Here is a 20,432-nt window from a genome sequence, read left to right as displayed (position 1 = left end):
CTGCGCCCTCTTGGTCTTGAGGGTGAGACATGAAGCAAAGCTCGGGCGAATTGCGCCGCGAGGCTGCGATGGCGTGTCTGCAACTTGAAATATGAGTTGAAGAATGACGATGTGGAGCGGCGAGCTTCAATCCATCCCCGTCACCCCCGCGCAACGGCAGAGCCGTTGTCGCTGGAGGTGCTCGCTTCTTCGACGAGCCTCGAAGGATCGACCACTAGCCCTTGCGCTGATTCAGATACCGAAGCGCCAGCTTGACGAAATTGTGCACCACCATCGACGTCTCGTCCGCTCTGAACACCAGAAACACGTCGGCCGTGGGCGGTGAGGGCCTGATCGGACGGAATACGATGTCGGCGGTCGTGAAACGCGCAATCGACTGCGGCACGAGCGCCACGCCAAAACCGGCGGCAATCAAGCTCGGGATCGACTGGGCGTCGACGACCTGTTGGGACACTTTTGGCAGGAAGCCGGCATCGACACAGCAGGTCTGCACGTACCGTGCGAAGTCGGAGCTGTTGGGATCGAGGACGACGTGATCCTCGGATGCAAGATCACCGAGGGCGATGCGCCTGCGGCGCGCCAACCGATGAGTGTGCGGCATTGCGAGAACGACCTCTTCTCGCCATGCAAGCTGGCTGGTCAGGTCGCGCTCGGCGGGAATGCCGCGAATGAGACAGATGTTGGTGGTGCGGCCGAGAAGTGCCGCGATCTGCAGAGCAGGTGCTTGCTCATGCACCGTCATCTTGACCTGCGGAGCGACCTCCCGGTACGCCGCGAGCAGCTCAGCGAGGCGGCCGCGCAGAATGGAGCCGGTCGCTCCGACATCGAGCGTTCCGATCAGGCCGGCCCCAATCGAGCGAACCTCGTCTTCCGCGACCTTGACCTGTTGCAGGATGGCGCGTCCTCGCGTGAGCATGGCTTCACCGGCCTGGGTCAACTCGACCCTGCGGCTGGTCCTGTAGAGCAGTTGGGTCCCGAGCTCCGCCTCCAGGGTCTGGATATGCTGACTGAGCGGCGGCTGCGAGATGTTCAGCCGCCGGGCGGCGAGGGTGAAGCTGCGCTCTTCGGCAACCGCGATGAAGTAACGGAGCTGGCGGAGATCCATAGTGAAAACCTATCAATCGTGTCGTTCTATATATTGGACTTGATGTCGCACCTGGTCAACGAATGGCCGATGGAGCATGCCGGCGTCCTGCCGCGACCAAAGGCTCCGTACGCGGCGACCTCGCCGCCAACGACAAGAATGGCGAAGGCTGCGGCCGACCAAGCCAGATGGAAGCCCGGCGAGCGAGGAAAGCCATGCCCAGGATATTCAAGTCACTCTTCTTCCAAGTCGTCCTCGCGCTCGCCGCCGGCATCGCGCTCGGCGTTGCCTATCCGGACGTCGCATTGCAGATGAAGCCGCTGGGTGACGGCTTCATCAAGCTCATCAAGATGCTGGTGCCCGTGATCGTGTTCTGCGTCGTCGTGCACGGAATTGCAGCGGCCGGTGACCTCACGAAGGTCGGAAGGGTCGGAATTCGTTCGCTCGTCTATTTCGAGATCGTCACCACCATCGCCTTGGTGTTCGGCCTCGCGCTCGCCTACTATTTCCAGCCCGGTGCCGGGATGAACATCGACCCGAGCACATTGGACGCCAAGGCGATCGGCGGGTTCAGCCAGACGGCGGCTCAGGTCTCCGGCGGAGGCGTCTCCGAATTCCTGATGAAACTCATTCCCACGACGCTCGTCGGAGCTTTCAGCTCCGGCGACGTCCTGCAGGTCCTCATCGTCTCGATCATGTTCGGGTGTGCCGTTTCATTGTGCGGCGAGCGCGCGAGGCCAGTCGTCGATTTCATCGAGCGGATGAACGAGATCATCTTCAAGATGATGAACTTCGTCGTCCGGCTCGCACCGATCGGCGTCTTCGGTGCGATCGCTTTCACCGTCGGGAAGTACGGCATCGGTTCGCTCAAGCAGCTCGGGGGCCTGGTTGCCCTGTTCTATATGGCGGTGATTCTGTTCGTGGTCGTCGTGCTCGGCGCGATCATGCGGCTTTCCGGCTTCAGCCTGTTCAAGTTGCTGGCCTATCTCCGCGAAGAGCTGCTGATCGTTCTAGGGACGGCCGCGGGCGATAGCGTGCTTCCTCAGACCATGCGGAAGCTCGAGCAGCTCGGGATCAAGCGATCGACCGTCGGTCTGGTGATCCCCACCGGGTACTCGTTCAATCTGGATGCGTTCTCCATCTACCTGACCCTGGCGGCCGTCTTCATTGCGCAGGCGACGAATACGCCGCTTGCCACGGGCGATCTCCTGGCTATTCTCGGCGTCGCATTGTTGACCTCGAAAGGTGCTCATGGCGTCCCGGGTTCGGCCATCGTCGTCCTCGCCGCGACACTGGCGGCCATTCCGGCCATCCCGGCGATCGGACTGGTGCTCATCTTGTCGGTGGACTGGTTCATCGGCATCGCCCGCGCGCTCGGCAACTATGTTGGTAACTGCGTTGCGGCGGTCGTCGTCGCCTCCTGGGAGGGAGACCTCGATCACGCCAAGGCGCACCGCATCCTGAACGGCGAGATCAATCCTTCGGGAGAAGATCTGCGGGCCGATCCAGTCGGTGCGGAGGCTCCCGTCGCGAGTCTGCAGACCCCTTGAACGTGGAGGCATTTGGACTTGGCGATGGTGACACTCTCGATCGAACCTTTGACGAAGCGGGCGTTCGCGCCGTTCGGAGACGTCGTCGAAACGGAAGGGATGACGCCCCTGTCGATCAACCAGGGATTTGCCGAGCGCTACAACGGGCTCGCCAATATCGATATCGCCGCGGAAGGCGGGCGGATCAATATCAGCTGGTTTGTCGCCTCAGTACGGCCCGCGCCGATCGCCATCCGCCTGATGGAGCGCCATCCGCTCGGAAGCCAGATGTTCATGCCCTTGAACGGAGCGAGCTGGCTGGCCGTCGTTTGCGCGGACCCGCTCGTGGTCTCGAGCTATCGGGCGTTCGTTGCAAATGGACGCCAGGGGGTTAACTATGCCCGGAACTGCTGGCACCATCCGCTGCTGGTTCTCGAGGACGCGAGCTCGTTCCTCGTTGTCGACCGGGCGGGGGGCGGCGATAATCTCGAAGAATGCTGGCTGAGCCAGGAGATGCAGCTCGATCCCGGATCGATCGCGTCGCACCGGTAAATTTCACGAGGCTTGATGATGTCGTCGCAAACCTATCACATCCCGCAGGGCGGCCTGCCGCCGCAGACGGACCTTCTGAGCGGCCGGGCGGTCTTTACCAATGCATACGCCGTCATCCCCAGCGGCGTGCAACGCGATATCGTCGTCAGCCATCTGCCGCACTGGGACAACACGCGCGTCTGGGTCCTGGCGCGACCGCTGTCCGGCTTCGCCGAGACGTTCTCCCATTATCTCATGGACATCGCGCCGGCCGGCGGAAGCGAAAAGCCCGAGCCGGAGAAGGATGCCCAGGGCGCGTTGTTCGTCGTGGGCGGCAAGCTGATTCTCAATTTGCCGAACGGAGAACATGAGCTGAGGCCCGGCAGCTTCGCCTATGTCCCCGCCGGCTGCGTGTGGACCATACGCAACCGCGGCGAGGCTCCTGCGCAGGTTCACTGGATCCGCAAACTGTACCAGCGCGTGCCTGGGTTGGCCGTGCCCGAGGCGTTCGTGACCAACGAGGACGCGATCGACCGCGTGGCGATGCCCGGCACCGAAGGGAGATGGGCAACCACACGCTTCATCGATCCAGCCGACATGCGCCACGACATGCACCTCAACATCGTGACGTTCGAGCCGGGCGCCACGATTCCCTTTGCCGAGACGCATGTCATGGAACACGGGTTGTACGTCCTCGAGGGCAAGGCGGTTTATCGCCTCAATCGGGACTGGGTGGAGGTCGAGGCCGGAGACTACATGTGGCTACGCGCGTTCTGCCCGCAGGCGTGCTACGCGGGAGGCCCCGGCCGGTTCCGCTACCTCCTTTACAAGGACGTCAACCGGCACATGAATTTGCGGCAGGGACCTCCGCTGATTTAACCTCGAGCGTTGAGGCTACTCCGTCTGCTCGACCGCGGCCGGCATCTTCGCCACCGACATCAACGATCGGGCAACCTGATTGAGGAGCTGATCCGAGTTTTCCTCTTCGGCGAGCGACTTCGATAGCAGGCTGACCACGGCGCTGTGGCGAAGCTGCTGGGCGAGATTGCGCGCCGTCGTGTAGGCGGCGATCTCGTAATGCTCGACACGTTGCGCCGCTCCAATCAGGGCGAGGTCGGCGGCCGCATCCTCCTTGTCCTCGCCTTCCGCCATGATCTCCTGACCCTCCTCGACGAGACCCATCATTCCCTTGCAGGGCTTGGCGCGTGCGGACTTGCCGAGCATCTCGAAGCACTCGTTGATGCGCTCGACCTGGGCCTCGGTCTCTGCCAGATGCTGCTCGAACAGCTCGCGCAATTGATCGAAGCGGGCTGCTTCCGCCATTTTGGGCAGCGCCTTGGTCAGTTGCTTTTCCGCATGCAGGATGTCGCGGAGCTCATCGATCAGGAGATCGCCGAGACCGGCTTCGTCCATTGGCGACGAACTCTCGGTAACGATAGCGGTGGCGGGGCCGGGCTCGCCGGCCTGGATCGCGGGCGAGTCCGTGAAGACCCAGTCGCCTCCCTCGTTCCAGGGCCCGCGTGTATCGATCTCGCCGTGATCTCCGCTGCCGGTCGAATCGTTGAAGAACTGGTCGACCAGGCCTGGAGTCGGCGCGATACGGCCGATGCTGAGCGACGGCTTGCCCATGCTCTCGAGCGCCAGCCCGAACGCCTTCATGTGCGTGATCTCGCGGGTCATCAGGAATTGCAGCGCGTCCTTGGTGCCGGCGTCGTCGCAGAAATTGATGAGCCGCTCATAGACGATCTTCGCCCGCGCCTCCGCAGCGATATTGCTGCGCAGGTCGACGTCGAGCTCGCCGGTGATCTTTAGATAGTCCGCGGTCCAGGCATTGCCCTGCGAGTTGAAGAGGTTGACCCCGCCGCCGCCCGCGATCGCGATCAGGGGATCCGCCTCGGCGGCCTGACGATCGAACTTCGACGGCTTGAGGTGCATCCGCGCGAGCGTGCCGACGACTTCCAGATGGCTGAGCTCTTCGGTGCCGATGTCCATCAGGAGGTCCTTGCGGTCGGGATCCTCGCAGTTCAGGCCTTGTATCGAATATTGCATCGCGGCTGCGAGTTCGCCGTTGGCGCCTCCGAATTGCTCCAGAAGCATGTTGCCAAAACGGGGGTCCGGCTCATCGACGCGAACGGTGAACATCAGTTTCTTGACGTGGTGATACATGGGGGCTCTCGGTGTTCGGAGGACAGTAGAAGATGTGTCCCCAATAGGCGGTGCATTCGTTTGTTCCTATCGCGGAGCCGGTGCGATCGTTGCCGTCCGTCGGTGACGTCCGACGCGCCTTCGTCGGTACGCCGCGCTGCAGGAAGGCATCGGCGGCGACCCGGCGGTCATGTGAGCTGATTGAGTTTCTTCAGCGGATTGAGCTCACTCGGCCTGTCGTGGTTGGCCTGCTCGTCCTGTTCCTGGCGGTCGCGCTGCGCTTGCGCCTTGCCGTCATCGTGCAGATCCTGGTCGCCGATGATTTCGCCGATGGCTTGTCTGGTCTTGCCGGCGATCCGCCGCTGAAGATGCTTCGTCTTGCCCATGATCTGTCTCCGCACTCATGCCGGAAGTGCCGGTGAGACTCCCGTACGGGCGGATAGTTCCTGCAGCCGTCACCGGACCTCGAGTTTAATGATTACGCCTTCATTGCCTCGCAGCAGGATCGATGCTTCAGGCCATGTTTCCGAGGGCCGGTCGAGATGCGTCGACGTCAGCAGGCGACCGCGACCGAGCCATTGCCATTTCCGCGGCTCGCCGGCGATATTGAGCGCGACCAGAATTTGGCTCCGGCCGTCGGTCCGCCTGTAGGCGAGAACATCGTTCTGCGATCGCAACGGTTCATGGCCACCTTCGCGCAGGCAGGCATGTTCCCGCCGCAGCCTGATCAATGCTCGGAACAGCGCAAGCACCGACCGTTCGTTGCGTTGTTGCTCGGCGACGTTGGGCGTGCCGCCGGCCTCGAGCGGCAGCCACGGATCGCCACTGGTAAATCCTCCGCCGGCGCTGGCGTCCCAGCGCATCGGCGCGCGTTCGGGATCGCGGCAAAGGCCAAATCCCGGCACGAGCTTTTCGAAGGGATCGTGGACGCGGTCGGACGGAATGGGAACGCGTTTGCGGCCAATCTCGTCGCCCATGAAGAAGAACGGCGTTCCCCGTAGCGTCATCAGCAGCATCGCCAGCACGCGCATCTGCGCCTCGCCGATCTTGCTCGCGATCCGCTGCTTGTCGTGGCCGCCGACCACCCAGACCGGCCAGGCATGTTCAGGGATGGCGTTGAAATAGGCGTCGATCGTTGCCTGCAGCGACAGGGCGTCCCACTGCGAATCGTGCAGGGCGAAATTGAGCGGCAGATGCAGCCGCGGCCGGTCGTTACCGTAGAAGTGGCCGATGCGGTCGGTCTTGCCCTGGACCTCACCGCAGAGCATTCGCCCCGGATATTCGTCGATCACCTCCCGGATGAACTCGATGCACTCCATCGTCTCCGGCCGGTCGTCGGTGAACACGGGCGTCTGACGCTGCGGCGGCGGCTTGCCCCTGGCATCGGGATTGGCTGGATTGTCGCGCAAGAGCACGTCCTTGATCAGGACCGCGCTGGCATCGACGCGGAAGCCGTCGACGCCGCGGTCGAGCCAGAAACGCATGGCATCGGCGATCGCGGCCCTCACGTCCGGATTGCGCCAGTTGAGGTCGGGCTGCTCGACCAGGAAGGAATGATAGTAATATTGCCGCCGCGCCGCGCACCATTCCCAGCCGCTGCCGCCGAAGCGGCTCAGCCAATTGTTGGGTGGGCCGCCATTCTGGGCAGGATCAGCCCAGATGTACCAATCGGCCTTGGCGCTGTTGCGCGAACTGGAACTCTCGACGAACCATGCATGATTGTCCGCGGTGTGATTGGGGACGAGGTCGAGGACCAGATGGATATCCGAGGCGTGCAGCGCTTCGAGCAGTTGGTCGAACTCCTCCAGGCTGCCGAAGGCGGGATCGATGGAGCAATAGTCGGAGATGTCGTAGCCGAGGTCGCGGAACGGACTCTTGTAGATCGGCGTCAGCCACACGGCGTCGACGCCGAGCCATTTCAGGTAGTCGATGCGCGACATCAGGCCGGCGAGGTCGCCCCTGCCGTCGCCGTTCGAGTCCTGGAAGGAGATCAGTGCGATCTCGTAGATGACGGCGGATCGCCACCACGCAGCTTCATCACTGAACCCGCCCATTGCCGTGCTTCACCTCGCTATGCCTTGGCGTGTGCCGTGATCTGCCTTGCTGCTTTCCGGACGCTCTCGATGCCCTTGGGAAAGCCGCTGCGGTTGGGATACAGCTTGCGGCGTGCATCGCGCGGCGGGCGTCGTGGCTTGGTGTCCTGCGCGGCTCGGTAGTCGAGCATGGCGATGCCGCCGACCATCAATAGCGCCAATGCGATATTGCCCTTCTTGGGATTGTCCGACGTCAGTCCCGAGAGCAGCGCGGCGGCGTCGAGGCCGTCGCCGCCCACGCGGGCCCACAGGCCGGCGTTCTTCTCGACCGACAGCGTCATGACCCCGGCCGCGATCTCGCGGACGCCGAAGGCGCGGACCATGGTCTCATGGCCTTCCATGCCGAGCGTTTTCGTGACGCGGCGGGGCGCGAACAACTCGACGACGCCGAGACCGATGCTGAACCAGCCGAGCGCGCGGGCGAGCTGATCCACCGGGCGCTTCAGGCTCGGGCCGCCCTCGACGATCTTCGGATCGCCCTCGGTGCGGACGATGTTGGAGAAATGAAACATGGCTTGCTCCTTCAGGGCCTGAGTACGACCTTGACGCAGGAGTCCCGCTTGTCGCGAAACACCTGGTACATCTCCGGTCCCTGCTCGAGCGGGACGGTGTGGGTGATGACGAAGGACGGGTCGATCTCGCCCTCTTCGATGCGGCGGAGCAGGTCGTCAGTCCAGCGATTGACGTGAGTCTGGCCGGTTCGCATCGTCAGGCCCTTGTTCATGAAGGCGCCCATGGGCAGCATGTCGGAGAGGCCGCTATAGACGCCCGGCACGGAGATCACGCCGCCGGGTCGGCAGACATAGATCATCTCGCGCAGCACGTGGGGCCGGTCGCTCTCCGCCATCACCATCTGCTTGGCGCGGTCGAGCAGCGTGTCGGGCAGGGAAGCCATCACGTGCGATTCCATGCCGACGCAATCGATGCACTTTTCAGGGCCCCTGCCGTCGGTGAGCTCCTTGAGCCGTTCGAGGACGCTCTCGGTCTCGAAATTGATCGTGGTGGCGCCGCCGGCTTCCGCCATGCTGAGGCGCTCGGGCAGGCAGTCGATCGCGATCACCTGGTTGGCGCCGAGCAGGATGGCGCTGCGGATCGCCATCTGTCCCACGGGACCACAGCCCCAGATCGCGACCGTGTCGGTCGGCTCAATGTCGCATTGCACGGCAGCCTGCCAGCCGGTCGGGAAGATGTCGCTGAGGAACAGCAACTGCTCGTCGGGGATGCCGGCGGGTACCTTGATGTGGGTGGCGTCGGCATAGGGCACGCGGAGGTATTCGGCCTGCCCGCCGGGATAGCCGCCGGTCAGATGGGTGTAGCCGAACAGGCCGGCGGTCGTGTGTCCGAAAGCCTTGTCCGCGAGATGGCGCTTGCGGTTGGTTGTTTCGCACACGGAAAAATTGCCGCGCTTGCACTGATCGCATTCGCCGCAAATGATCGTGAAGGGCACGACGATGCGGTCGCCCTTCTTCAGCTTGCCGTCGACGCCCGAGCCGACCTCCACCACTTCGCCCATGGTCTCGTGGCCCATGATGTCGCCGGGCATCATACCCGGGATGAAGTTGTGGAACAGGTGCAGGTCGGATCCGCAAATGGCACAGCTCGTGACCTTGATGATGGCGTCGCGCGGGTCCTGGATCTCCGGATCGGTGACGGTGTCGCACCTGATATCCTCCTTGCCGTGCCAAACCAGCGCCTTCATCATCCGTCCTCCGGGCTGAACCAGTTGGCATTCAAGTCCAGCAAGGAACGATGGTTGCTATCGTCGCGCGCAAATCTTCACGCCGCACCGGCGCGCGCAATTTGGAACGAGAGTGCGGGGCAGCGATTGGACGTGATCGACAGTCAAGCGAGGACACGCTCATGCCCGCCAATCAACTCGCCGTCGTTACCGGCGCCTCCACCGGTATTGGCCTGGAACTCGCCAGGTGCTGCGCTCAGGCCGGTTTCAATCTCGTCATCGCGGCAGACGAGCCCGAGATCGAGAGAGTGGCGGTGGATCTGCGCAGGCTCGGCGGCAGCGTGGAGCCGGTCGAGGCCGATCTCGCCACGACCGAAGGCGTCGACAGTCTCTGCGCCGCGATCGGCGATCGGCCGATCGACGCGCTGCTTGCCAATGCCGGCGTCGGACTGGGAAAGGCCTTCCTCGATCAGGATTTTGCCAGGGTGAGGCACCTCGTCGACACCAACATCACCGGCACACTCTATCTGATCCATCGTGTCGGCAATGAGATGCTCCGGCACAATGCCGGGCGCATCCTGATCACGGGCTCGATCGCCGGCTTCACGCCGGGCAGCTTTCAGGCGGTCTACAATGCCTCGAAGGCCTTCCTCGATTCATTCTCGTTCGCGCTGCGCGAGGAGCTGCGTGACAGCGGGGTCACTGTCACCTGCCTGATGCCCGGCGCCACCGACACCGAGTTCTTCCGCCGCGCCGGGATGATGGACACCAAGGTCGGTACCGAGAAGAAGGACGGCGCCTACGACGTCGCCAAGGCGGGCTTCGATGCGATGCTGCGCGGGGACTCCGATATCGTCACCGGGCTGAAGAACAAGATCCAGACCACGGTTGCCAACGTCACCCCGAACGAGCTGCTGGCAAAGCAGCATCGCAAGATGGCGGAGCCAGGCACGGCAAAATCGTAGCGCTGGCCGCAGGCGCGATGGGCCTCAGCCCGCGAGAAACCCTCCGTCCACCGCGACGACCGTTCCGGTCGCGTATCGCGAGGCCGGCATGCAGAGGAAAGCAACCGCGCCGGCGATGTCCTCCGGCTGTCCCCAGCGCTTGAACGCGGTGCGGTCGGCAATGCGCTGATAGTGGGCCCGATCGGTGCGGCCCGCGGCATTGATCGCCGTCTCGATGTAGCCGGGCGCAACGGCGTTGACGCGGATATCGTCCTCGGCCCACTTCAGGGCCAGTGCCTTGGTCAGCATCACGACGCCGCCCTTGCTGGCGCAATAGGCGGGAATTCGCGGCAATGCCAGCGTGGCATTCATCGAGGCGATGTTGACGATCGAACCCTTCGTTTGCGCGAGCAGCGGATGAAATGCCATGCAGGTGCGGAACGTGCCGGTGAGGTTGACGTCGAGGACTTTCATGAAGGTCTCGATCTCGAACTCCTTGTCGCGCGCGAGAATCCCGGCGCAATTGACAAGGGCGTCGACGCGTCTGTGTTGCCCGGCGAAGGCCGTGACGGCGTCGTCGTCGGTGACGTCAAGCGTCGCGAGCGTGAGCCCGGCGCGCGGCTTCAGCAGGGTGCGGGCCAGATCGGCGTCGTTCGCGCCTGTTGCGGTGACCGTCGCGCCGAGATCGCAAAACTGATTGCTGATTGCGGCGCCAATGTCCCCGGCGCCGCCGATCACGACGGCATGAAAGCCGGGTGCAAGGGAAAAATTCGAATTCATTGGACGTCTCATTTCAGGGACTTCGGAGGCGGAGCCGTCGATTCGCGGACCACCAGTGAGAAATCGATCTCGCGATGCATGATGGTCTGCTCGCCGGCAAGGCTCCGCACCAGATATTCGCCGGCGCGCTGCCAGGTCTCGCCGGTGGGAACGTGGATCGTGGTGAGGCTCGGGCGCAAATGGCGGCTCCAGTCGAGGTCGTCGAAGCCGACCACCGACAGATCGCGCGGCACGGAGAACCCGTCGCGTTCCGCCTCGAGCAACACGCCGTAGGCAATGACGTCGTTGCCGCACACGACGGCCGTTGGCCGGTCCTTGAGGTTGAGGAGATAGCGCGCCGCCTCGCGCGCATCGTCCAGCGTATAGGGCACCTCGACGTGCCATTGCGGCGGAAGCTCGAGGCCGTTCTCCGTCAGCGCGCGGCGAAAACCGGCGACGCGGGCGCTGGCGCGGTCGTTGTTGCGCTGGAGCGCCGAGACGATTCCGATGCGGCGGTGACCGAGCTCGATGACGTGGGCGGCGGCGCGGTGGGCTGCGGCTTCGTTATCCGTTCCGACGCAAGGGTAGGGCCTGTCGGGCTGGTAGATCCCGACATTGATGAAGGGCACTTCGTTGTCGGCAAGCAGCTTGCGCAATCCGTCGTGATGGCAATCTCCGCGCAGCACGAGGCCGTCGACGCCGCGGCTGATCAGATTGCGCGCCTGCTGCAATTCGACGTCGAGATCATATCCGCTCGTGGTGAGGAACAGCATGTATCCGACTGACGATAGATATTGCTGGAGCGAGGCGATGCCGCGCGCGAACATCGTGTTGTCGATCGTTGGCACGATCGCGCCGAGCGTGCGCGAACGGCGCGACGACAGGATGCGGGCGGGCGCGTGCGGGATGTAGCCGAGTGCGTCGATGGCTTGTTCGATCCGCGCGCGCAGGGAAGGGCTCACCGCGTCCGGATTGTTGAGGGCGCGCGAGACCGAGGCGGTTGAAACGCCGGCGCGAGCCGCAACGGCGCGGATGCCCTGTTTGACGGAGTTGGCGTTGGTCAATCTCATGAATGTAACGTTACATCCTGCGGGTCGCGCCGCGTGGTTGTGATAATGGCTCTAAACTGCAGCAGATTGCACGATGTGTCCACCGCTTGACACGGCTGAGCGGAGGTCTATTTTGTAACCGTTTTCAAGTTGTGCTCGAAAATGTTCAAAATGGTCCGCCGGCTTACGGCGGCCAGCCGGGAGGAGAGTTCGATGAAGGCCAGGATGCTCGCGACCCACGTCGCGTTGCCGGTTCTCGCGATTGCCGCTGCCGGCGCGCAGGCGCATGCCGCCGATTTCGACTGGATGAAGTTCAAGGGCAAGACCGTCACCTTTCTCGCCAACAACAATCCGGTCGCGCAGGCGCTGCTGACCTACAAGGCCGATTTCGAGAAGCTGACCGGCATGACCCTGAAGGTCGACGGCTATCAGGAACAGCAGATGCGCCAGCGTCTGGTCACCGTCATGAATGCGAACAGCGACGAGGTCGACGTATTCATGACGCTGCCATCGCGCGAGGGCGAGCAGTTCGCCGCCGCCGGCTGGTACGGCGACCTCACCGCGATGGCCAAGAACGAGGTCGCCAAGGAGTACGATCCGGCGGGGCTGAGTCAGGCGCTGCTGAAGGCCGCGACTTTCGGCGGCAAGCTCACCAGCATGCCGATGAACATCGAGGGTCCGATCTTCTATTACCGCACCGACATCTTCAAGAAGTGCGGTATCGAGGCGCCGAAGACCATCAAGGAGGTCGAGGCCGCCGCCGCCAAGATCAAGACCTGCGACAGCGCGGTGACGCCGTTCGTGTCTCGCGGCCTCAAGCCCGCGATCGCCTACACCTTCAGCAACATGCTGCACAATATCGGCGGGACGTATATCGCGAGCGGCAAGTCGAACCTCTGCTCGGCCAAGGGCAAGGAAGCGCTCGACACCTATAGCCGGTTGCTGCGCGATTTCGGTCCGCCCGGCGTCGTCAATTACAGCTTCCAGCAGATTTCAGCGCTGTACCGCAGCGGCCGCGCGGCAATGGCATTCGAATCCTCGAATGAGCTGCGCACGGTGATGGAAGGCGGCGCCCGGCTGAAGGACACCGGCCTGCTGCCGTTCCCGGCAGGCGAGGCGGGCCAGGTGCCGACCACGATCGGGTGGGGCATGGCGGTATCCTCGCGCAGCAAGCAGCCGGAAGCGGCCTGGTATTTCGTGCAATGGGCGACCAGCCCCGAGGTCCAGAAGAGGATGGCACTGCAGGGCATTGCCCCGCCGCGTCCGTCCGTCGCCAAAGACCCCGAATATCGCAAGTGGATCGACGAAGAGCCGGTCCGCAAGGAATGGCAGGCCGCGCTCGACGTGCTCGCCACCAAGGGCTCGTCCGAGGTCGGCTATCCCATCGTTGCCAATCCGGAATCGCGCGAGTTCATCGGCCAGGCGGTGCAGGATTTGATCCTGAAGCAGAAGCCGATCGAGCAGGCCTGCGCGGATGCCGACAAGGCGCTTGATGCGCTGATCGCACAGAAGTAACACCTCGAGGCCGGCGGGCTCGCTGCCTGCCGGCACCTCCTCACTCCTCAAGGAAACGCACGCATGTCTGATGCGGCTGCGACACTCGCGCAGGACCGGCAGAAGCTGGAAATGTCGGCGCTCTCCGCGCCGGCCGTGATCTTCACGGTCGCGATGATCGCGTTTCCCGTCGTCTATACGATCTGGCTCGGCTTCCAGAACTTCTCCTCGACCGGCAAGCAGTCCTTCGCCGGCCTCGCCAACTATTCGAAGCTGGTCTCCGATTACGAGTTCTGGCACGGGCTGTGGGTGACGATCGCCCTCTATGTGCTGTCGCTGGTGCTGCAGCTCGTCTTCGGCGTCTGGCTCGCGCTGGTGCTGTTTCATGCCAAGCGCCTGCCGGGGATCGTGCGCTCGCTGTTCATCTCGCCCTTCATGATGCCGCCGGTGGTGGCAGGCATGATGTGGCTGGTGATTCTCGATCCCTCGCTGGGGGCGGCCAACTACGTCCTGCAAGCGTTCGGCCTGCCGCCATCGGATTGGCTGGCGTCGCCGACATGGGTCATTCCAACGTTTGCTCTGATCGACAGCTGGCAGTGGACGCCCTACGTCGCCTTGATCGTGCTGGGCGGGTTGCAATCGCTGCCGCCGAGCGTCTACGAGGCTGCGCAGATCGACGGCGCATCCCCGTTCAAGACGTTCCAGCGCATCACGCTGCCGCTGCTGCTGCCGACCATCGTCACCGCGGCCATTCTGCGCAGCGTCGACCTCCTGCGCTTCTTCGACATCATCTACATCACCACCCAGGGCGGCCCCGGCGACGCCTCGAACACGCTCAACATCTATGGCTTCCGGGTCGGCTTCGAGTTCTTCAACATCGGCTATGCCAGCGCCCTGATGCTGACGCTGACGGCGATCGTGTTCGGCGCGGTGCTCGCCTTCAACCGCCTGCGCGGCGCGGTGGCCTGGTGACGCCATGACAGATGCCGCCAACACCGACCGCTGGATCCGCTGGCTCAATACGGTGCAGCTCGTGCTGGCCGGGATCATCATCATGGCGCCGACGGTCTGGATGGTGCTGTCCTCGTTCAAGCCGTCTTTCGAGGTCACCGCCTATCCGCCGACGCTGATCTTCACGCCGACATTGGAAAACTATGTCGAGTTGACCAAGACCACGCCGTTCCTGAGCTACGCGCTCAACAGCCTCATCGTCACCGTCGGCTCGACCGCGCTCGGTCTGCTATTTGGGATCCCCGCCGCCTTTGCCGTTTCCTGGACGCGGATTTCGTGGCCGGCAATTCTGACGCTGGGGGCGCGCATGGCGCCGGGCACGCTATTCCTGCTGCCATGGTACGTCATGTTCCGGCAGGTGGGCATGATCGGCTCCTACACCGCGCTGATCCTCAGTCATGCCGTGATCACGTTGCCAATCGTGATCTGGGTGCTGTTGCCGTCCTTCGACGGTATTCCGCGCAGCGTGTTCGAGGCGGCGCAGGTGGATGGATGCAGTGTTACGCGCATCCTCTGGCGCATCGCGCTGCCGCTGGTGGCATCCGGCGTCGCGGTGTCGGCGATCCTCGCCTTCGTGTTCTCGTGGAACTACTTCCTGTTTGCGCTGGTGCTCTCCAATGGCGACACCAAGACGCTGATTGCGGCGGCCTTCAACTTCATCGGCGAAGGCTCGACGCAATGGGGCGCGCTGATGGCCGCGGCGACGCTGATCGCCTTGCCGCCGCTGGTGCTGGCGGCCCTGGTTCAGCGTTGGCTCGTCTCCGGACTGACGCTCGGCGCGGTGAAAGGCTAGTTATCTGATGAATGTATCACCCCGTCCCAATTCGATCATGCAGGCCGCGGTCTTCCACGGCAATGACCGCATCACCATCGAGCGTGTGGCGATGCCCGACCTCGGCACCGGCGAGGTGCTCGTGCGGGTCTCGCGCACCGCATTGTGCGGCTCGGACTTCAAGCTCTGGCACAAGGGCGCCGAGTTCACCGCGGGCCACGAGATCTTCGGCGTGGTCGAGCAGCCCGGTCATCGTCTGCATGGCCGGCGCTGCGCCGTCTATATCCCGCTGCACTGCGACCGCTGCGCGGCCTGCAAGCGCGGCGACACCCAGATGTGCCTGGAAGTCTCCAGCCTGATCGGCTGGAACAGGCCGGGCGGCTATGCCGAATACGTCCCCGTTCCGGAGAACTGCCTACTGCCGGTGCCTGACGATATCGAGGACAGCCTCGCGCCGTTGCTGCTCGACACCATCGGCACGTCGGGCCATGCGGTGCGCTTCGTCAGCCGCGTCGTGCCGCCGGCCGAGGCCGGTCCGGTGCTGGTCATGGGGGCAGGGCCTGTCGGCCTCGGTGTGGTGCTGGCGCTCCGCGCGCTCGGCTACGATGACGTCCATGTCGCCGATCCCAACGCCGCGCGCCTCGAGATCGCGCAATCCTTCGGTGCGAAGGCGCACCCCGTCGGCGATACGTCGAAGCGCTTCGCCCTGATCATGGAATGCTCCGGCGCGCATGCGGCCCGCAATCTCGGCATCGAGCTGGTCCTGCCGCGCGGCGCCCTGGTGCTGGTCGGGGAGAACGCCGCACCCTGGACCATCGAGGAAGGCAAGGTGTTCCGCCGCAAGGATTTCTACATGATCCGGACCTTCTACTTCCCGGTTTCCGATTTCGAGCCGAATGTCGAGCTGCTGCGCAAGTACAAGGACGAATACCGCGTCCTCGTCGACGGCGAATTCGGCCTGTCGGCGCTGCCCGAGAATTTCGCCCGCTTCGCCAAGGGCGAACTGATCAAGCCCGTGCTGGCGCTGGACTGAGCGATCATGGCCTCGATCTCGATCCGCAACCTCGTCAAGCGCTATGGCAATTTCACCGTGATCCCAGATCTCAATCTTGAGATCGCGGACCATGAATTCGTCGTCTTCGTCGGCCCGTCCGGCTGCGGCAAATCCACCTTGCTGCGCATCATCGCCGGCCTCGAGCCGATTTCTTCCGGAGAGCTCTATATCGGCGACAAGCGCGTCAACGGTGTGCAGGCCGCGCAGCGCGATATTGCGATGGTGTTCCAGGACTACGCGCTCTATCCGCACATGAAGGTCTACGACAACATGTCCTTTGCGCTGGAGCTGCGCGGCGTGCCGAAGGCCGAGATCGACGCGCGCGTGAGGCGTGCCGCAGCGCTTCTGCACATTGAGCCCTATCTCGACCGCAAGCCGAAGGAGCTCTCCGGCGGACAGCGCCAGCGCGTCGCCATGGGCCGCGCCATCGTGCGCAATCCCAAGGCGTTCCTGTTCGATGAGCCGCTGTCCAATCTCGACGCAAAGCTGCGCGGGCAGGTGCGGGCCGAGATCAAGGCGCTGTCGCAGGAGCTGAAGACCACCATGGTCTTCGTGACGCATGACCAGATCGAGGCCATGACCATGGCCGACAGGATCGTGGTGCTCCAGAGCGGCACGATCCAGCAATACGACACGCCGGAGACGGTCTACGAGCGCCCGGCCAACCAGTTCGTTGCCGGCTTCATCGGCTCGCCTGCGATGAATTTCTTTCCGGTCGAATGGCGCGATGGGCGTGCGGTCCTCTCGCAGGGCGGAACGGTGGTGCCGCTGGATGGCGAGATCACAGCCCGCCTGGGCAAGGCCGGCAATGCCGTGCTGGGCATTCGTCCAGAGCATTTCGCCGTCGCCGCGGATGGAGCCGATGGCATCGCCATTGATGTCAAGCTGGTCGAGCCGCTCGGCTCGGATACGCTGATCCATTTCGATCTCGCCGGCGTCTCCGCGATCGCGCGGGTCGATCCGTCGCTGCGGCCGAAGGTCGGTGATCGCATCGGCTTGCGTCCGCAGCCGGGCAAGACGCATCTGTTCGATGCGGCCGACGGGCAGGTCTTACGATGAGCGCGCCGGCAAACATCGGCGATTTGTCGGCGCTGGCGGGCGTGGCGTCCAAAACCAGGCCCGTGCACGTGATCTGCCTGGGGCTATCAGCGCTCGATCAGGTCTGGCGCGTCGATCGCCTGTTCGCGGGGCGAAGCGAGAAGATCAAGGCGGCCGGCTACGGCACGCTTGGCGGCGGCATGGCCGCCAATGCGAGCGTCGCGATCGCAAAGCTCGGCGCGTCCGTCGCGTTCTGGGGGCGGGCAGGGCACGATGCCGCCGGCCATGAGATGAAATCGGCCTTCGCCGCTGAAGGCGTCGATGTCGAGAATTTCCGCCTGTTTCCCGATGGCCGCTCGTCCGTCTCCGGGGTCATCGTCGATGGTTCTGGCGAGCGGCAGATCGTCAACTTCCGCGGACTCTATCCGGAAGCCGCGGATTGGCTGCCGCTCGAAGCCGTCGCCCGTGCATCCTCGGTGCTGGCCGATCCGCGCTGGGTCGAGGGCGCAGCGACACTGTTCCGCGAAGCGCGCGCGCGCGGCATTGCGACGGTGCTCGACGGCGACATGGCCGAGCCTGATGTGTTCGAGCGGCTGCTGCCGCTGACGGATCATGCGATCTTCTCCGAACCTGCGCTTACCGCCTTTGCCGGATCGGCCAAAGATGAATGTCTCGCAGCGCTCGCGCGTTTCGGCTGCCGCGTCATCGCCGTCACGCGCGGCGAGGGAGGTGTGAGCTGGTACGAGAACGGCGAGCTGCACCGGCAGTCGGCCTATGCCGTCGAGGTCGTCGACACCACGGGCGCCGGCGACGTCTTCCACGGCGCCTATGCGCTTGCGATCGGCGTCGGCCTCGATGTGCGCGCAGCCATGGCGTTTTCGGCGGCCACGGCCGCCATGAAATGTCGCCACGCCGGTGGCCGCAACGGAATCCCCGATATCAACGAGTGTCTAGCATTCATGAGGACGACGCCATGAGAACGATTGGAAAGAACCGCGGCCTGGCACGGCTTGCTGACGCGGATGGCCACTTTCGCATGGTCGCGCTGGACCAGCGGCCGCCGTTGTTCGACGCCATCGCGAAGGCAAAAGGCATCGCGCGGGAGCAGGTTGAGTATTCCGACGTCACGGCGGCCAAGCGCCTTCTCGTCGAGAACCTCGCGCCGCATTGCAGCTCGATGCTGTTCGATCCGAATTTCGCGGTGCCGGCTGCGATCGATCTGTTGCCGCCGCGTTGCGGCTTGATCATGACTCTGGAGGAGCACCGCGTGGAGGAAACCGCGGGCGGCCGCAAGTCGCGCGCGATCACCAATTGGAGCGTGGAGAAGATCCGCGCGATGGGCGGCGACGCCGTCAAGGTGCTGGCCTGGTACCGGCCGGATGCAGATGCCGCGGTGAATGAGCATCAGAAGCGTTTCGTCCGCGAGATCGGCGAGGACTGCGCCCGCCATGATATTCCCTATGTGCTCGAGCTGCTGGTCTATCCGTTCCTCGGCAGCGCCAACCACACCGCGGACTATGCGGAATCGCCGGGCAAGCTGCCGAGCCTCGTCATCGACAGCGTACGCGAGTTTGCCAAGCCGGAATATTGCGTCGACCTCCTCAAGCTGGAGAGCCCGCTTGCGGCGGGCGGCCTGCCGGCCCGCGACGGCAGCGCGGAGGCGAAGGCCGCGCAGAAGGAGTTCGATGCGATCGGCGACATCTGTCGCGAACGGAGCATCCCCTGGGTGCTGCTGTCGGGCGGCGCCGTCCCTGAGAAGTTCGAGCGCGTTCTCGACTACTCCTATGCCGCGGGGGCGAGCGGCTTCCTCGCCGGCCGCACCATCTGGCTCGACGCCGTTCTGAAGAATTTCCCGGACCGTGCGGCGGTGTCCGCGAGCCTGCGCAAGGACGGTCTCGGCGTGCTGGAACGGCTCAACAAACTCACCACCGCCAAGGGCACGCCGTGGAAGGCGCGTTTCCCGGCATTCGCTGATATCAAGCAGGAAGGTGACTTCGCGCGCGCCTACTGAGATAGTGGCTCTGCGTGTTCATCCCATCGCAGGCTCGGCAACATGACTGACGGCTTCACCATCCGATCGATCGAGGCGTTCTGCTATCGCTATCCGCTGGCGACGCCGGTGGTGACATCGTTCGGCAAGATGCTCAACCGTCCCGCCGTCTTCGTTCGCGCCGTCGATGAAGACGGCGTCGAGGGATGGGGCGAAGCCTGGTCGAACTTTCCGGCGCCAGGTGCGGAGCATCGCGTCCGGCTCGTCAACGAGGTGCTGGCGCCGGGTCTTGTCGGGCGCAAGTTCGACGGTCCTGTCCAGGCGTTCGAGGTGCTGACAGGGGGGACCGAGGTGCTGGCGCTGCAATGTGGCGAGCCCGGCCCGTTCGCGCAGGCGATTTCAGGCATCGACCTTGCGCTGTGGGATCTCGCAGCGCGCCGTGAGAAGTTGCCGCTGTGGCAGTTCCTCGGCGGCCAATCGAACAAGATCAAGGTCTATGCCAGCGGCATCAATCCCGGTGGCGCCGCGCAGACGGCGGAAACTGCGCTCAGGCGCGGCCATCGTGCGCTGAAGCTGAAGGTCGGCTTTGGCGCCGAGATCGATCTCGCCAATCTGGCCGCGCTGCGCGGTATCGTCGGCGCCGGCATGCTTGCGAGCGATGCCAATCAGGGCTGGTCGGTCGAGCAGGCCATGGAGATGCTGCCGCGGCTTGCCGAATTCGATCTGCGCTGGCTGGAGGAGCCGATCCGCGCCGATCGTCCGCGCGAGGAATGGCGCAGGCTGCACGCTTTGGCGAAGATGCCGATTGCAGCAGGCGAAAACATTCCGAGCCTCGACGCATTCAAGGAGGTTCTGGCCGACGACGTGCTCGGCGTGGTTCAACCCGACATCGCGAAATGGGGCGGCCTCAGCGTCTGTGCCGGCCTGGCTCGCGACATCCTGAAGGCGGGCAAGACGTTTTGCCCGCATTATCTCGGCGGAGGCATCGGCCTACTCGCGTCCGCGCACCTCCTTGCCGGCGTCGGAGGCGATGGCTGGTTGGAAGTCGATGCCAACGACAATCCGTTGCGCGATCTGCTATGCGGCCCCATCCTCAATGTCAGGGACGGCGCGGTCGAATTGAACCACGAGCCGGGGCTCGGCATCGCGCCTGATCTGTCCAGTATCGAGCGCTATCGCGGCATCTAGCGCTGTGGAAGGCCTGTCAGCGACCGAAGATGCTGACGGCCGCAAGACGCAGAACACGCAGCTCGGTGCGATC

Annotated in this window: 20 protein-coding genes; 12 read left to right on the top strand and 8 right to left on the bottom strand. The window is 64.1% G+C overall.

Annotated features, from left to right (window positions below):
- Positions 1–214 precede the first annotated feature (214 nt).
- Positions 215–1,105, bottom strand: a complete 891-nt coding sequence (locus RX330_RS24760) for a LysR substrate-binding domain-containing protein (RefSeq protein WP_212092968.1) — start codon at positions 1,103–1,105, stop codon at positions 215–217.
- A gap of 194 nt (positions 1,106–1,299) precedes the next feature.
- Between RX330_RS24760 and RX330_RS24755 the strand changes: the two genes are divergently transcribed.
- The 3 genes from RX330_RS24755 to RX330_RS24745 are packed head-to-tail and all read left to right on the top strand — an operon-like array spanning position 1,300 to position 4,023.
- Positions 1,300–2,634 (top strand): C4-dicarboxylate transporter DctA, encoded by a 1,335-nt coding sequence (locus tag RX330_RS24755; RefSeq protein ID WP_317240184.1) that lies wholly within the window; start codon positions 1,300–1,302, stop codon positions 2,632–2,634.
- A 24-nt stretch (positions 2,635–2,658) separates the two neighbouring features.
- Positions 2,659–3,165, top strand: coding sequence for an ureidoglycolate lyase (locus tag RX330_RS24750; RefSeq protein ID WP_317243966.1), 507 nt, complete (start codon positions 2,659–2,661; stop codon positions 3,163–3,165).
- A gap of 18 nt (positions 3,166–3,183) precedes the next feature.
- Complete coding sequence (locus tag RX330_RS24745) at positions 3,184–4,023, top strand: bifunctional allantoicase/(S)-ureidoglycine aminohydrolase (protein WP_317243965.1); 840 nt, start codon at positions 3,184–3,186, stop codon at positions 4,021–4,023.
- 15 nt (positions 4,024–4,038) lie between these two features.
- Here RX330_RS24745 and RX330_RS24740 read toward each other — a convergent pair whose 3' ends face one another.
- The 5 genes from RX330_RS24740 to RX330_RS24720 form a co-directional block, all read right to left on the bottom strand.
- Positions 4,039–5,310 (bottom strand): DUF892 family protein, encoded by a 1,272-nt coding sequence (locus RX330_RS24740; RefSeq protein ID WP_212092965.1) that lies wholly within the window; start codon positions 5,308–5,310, stop codon positions 4,039–4,041.
- Positions 5,311–5,477: 167 nt separating this feature from the next.
- Positions 5,478–5,675, bottom strand: a complete 198-nt coding sequence (locus RX330_RS24735; protein ID WP_317240183.1) for a CsbD family protein — start codon at positions 5,673–5,675, stop codon at positions 5,478–5,480.
- Positions 5,676–5,744: 69 nt separating this feature from the next.
- Positions 5,745–7,343 (bottom strand): alpha-amylase family glycosyl hydrolase, encoded by a 1,599-nt coding sequence (locus RX330_RS24730; RefSeq protein ID WP_317240182.1) that lies wholly within the window; start codon positions 7,341–7,343, stop codon positions 5,745–5,747.
- Positions 7,344–7,360: 17 nt separating this feature from the next.
- Positions 7,361–7,894, bottom strand: a complete 534-nt coding sequence (locus tag RX330_RS24725; RefSeq protein ID WP_212092962.1) for a hypothetical protein — start codon at positions 7,892–7,894, stop codon at positions 7,361–7,363.
- A gap of 11 nt (positions 7,895–7,905) precedes the next feature.
- A complete protein-coding gene (locus RX330_RS24720; protein ID WP_212092961.1) occupies positions 7,906–9,081 on the bottom strand; it encodes a zinc-dependent alcohol dehydrogenase in 1,176 nt (391 codons plus the stop codon).
- Positions 9,082–9,242: 161 nt separating this feature from the next.
- Here RX330_RS24720 and RX330_RS24715 point away from each other — a divergent pair, with 161 nt between their 5' ends.
- Positions 9,243–10,025 carry an SDR family NAD(P)-dependent oxidoreductase gene (locus RX330_RS24715; RefSeq protein WP_317240181.1) on the top strand — a complete coding sequence of 261 codons (783 nt, stop codon included), beginning with the start codon at positions 9,243–9,245 and terminating at the stop codon, positions 10,023–10,025.
- Positions 10,026–10,049: 24 nt separating this feature from the next.
- Here the strand turns inward: RX330_RS24715 and RX330_RS24710 are convergent, their stop codons facing one another.
- Both RX330_RS24710 and RX330_RS24705 read right to left on the bottom strand, forming a co-directional pair.
- Positions 10,050–10,784: an SDR family NAD(P)-dependent oxidoreductase gene (locus RX330_RS24710; RefSeq protein WP_317240180.1), complete on the bottom strand. Its 735-nt coding sequence runs from the start codon at positions 10,782–10,784 to the stop codon at positions 10,050–10,052.
- 8 nt (positions 10,785–10,792) lie between these two features.
- A complete protein-coding gene (locus RX330_RS24705; protein WP_317240179.1) occupies positions 10,793–11,833 on the bottom strand; it encodes a LacI family DNA-binding transcriptional regulator in 1,041 nt (346 codons plus the stop codon).
- 192 nt (positions 11,834–12,025) lie between these two features.
- Here RX330_RS24705 and RX330_RS24700 point away from each other — a divergent pair, with 192 nt between their 5' ends.
- From RX330_RS24700 to RX330_RS24665, 8 genes are all read left to right on the top strand, one after another.
- Positions 12,026–13,327: an ABC transporter substrate-binding protein gene (locus RX330_RS24700; protein ID WP_317240178.1), complete on the top strand. Its 1,302-nt coding sequence runs from the start codon at positions 12,026–12,028 to the stop codon at positions 13,325–13,327.
- 63 nt (positions 13,328–13,390) lie between these two features.
- On the top strand, positions 13,391–14,278 hold the full coding sequence (locus RX330_RS24695) for a sugar ABC transporter permease (RefSeq protein WP_317240177.1): 888 nt from the start codon (positions 13,391–13,393) through the stop codon (positions 14,276–14,278).
- 4 nt (positions 14,279–14,282) lie between these two features.
- The gene (locus RX330_RS24690; RefSeq protein WP_317240176.1) at positions 14,283–15,110 is read left to right on the top strand and encodes a carbohydrate ABC transporter permease; all 828 of its coding nucleotides are present in this window, start codon (positions 14,283–14,285) and stop codon (positions 15,108–15,110) included.
- Between the two features lie 7 nt (positions 15,111–15,117).
- Entirely contained in the window at positions 15,118–16,122 is a 1,005-nt protein-coding gene (locus tag RX330_RS24685) for a zinc-dependent alcohol dehydrogenase family protein (protein WP_317240175.1), read from the top strand.
- A 6-nt stretch (positions 16,123–16,128) separates the two neighbouring features.
- A complete protein-coding gene (locus RX330_RS24680; RefSeq protein WP_317240174.1) occupies positions 16,129–17,202 on the top strand; it encodes an ABC transporter ATP-binding protein in 1,074 nt (357 codons plus the stop codon).
- Positions 17,199–18,158, top strand: a complete 960-nt coding sequence (locus RX330_RS24675; RefSeq protein WP_317240173.1) for a sugar kinase — start codon at positions 17,199–17,201, stop codon at positions 18,156–18,158. The genes RX330_RS24680 and RX330_RS24675 overlap by 4 nt, the downstream gene beginning before the upstream one ends.
- Positions 18,155–19,192 (top strand): tagatose 1,6-diphosphate aldolase, encoded by a 1,038-nt coding sequence (locus RX330_RS24670; RefSeq protein WP_317240172.1) that lies wholly within the window; start codon positions 18,155–18,157, stop codon positions 19,190–19,192. Before RX330_RS24675 ends, RX330_RS24670 begins: the two co-directional genes overlap by 4 nt.
- A gap of 42 nt (positions 19,193–19,234) precedes the next feature.
- Entirely contained in the window at positions 19,235–20,359 is a 1,125-nt protein-coding gene (locus RX330_RS24665) for a mandelate racemase/muconate lactonizing enzyme family protein (RefSeq protein WP_317240171.1), read from the top strand.
- Positions 20,360–20,432: the final 73 nt, after the last annotated feature.

The organism is Bradyrhizobium sp. NDS-1, from assembly GCF_032918005.1.
Lineage (GTDB): Bacteria > Pseudomonadota > Alphaproteobacteria > Rhizobiales > Xanthobacteraceae > Bradyrhizobium > Bradyrhizobium tunisiense.
Note: the sequence above shows the minus strand (reverse complement) of the source record. Positions and strands in the feature narration are given on the sequence as shown.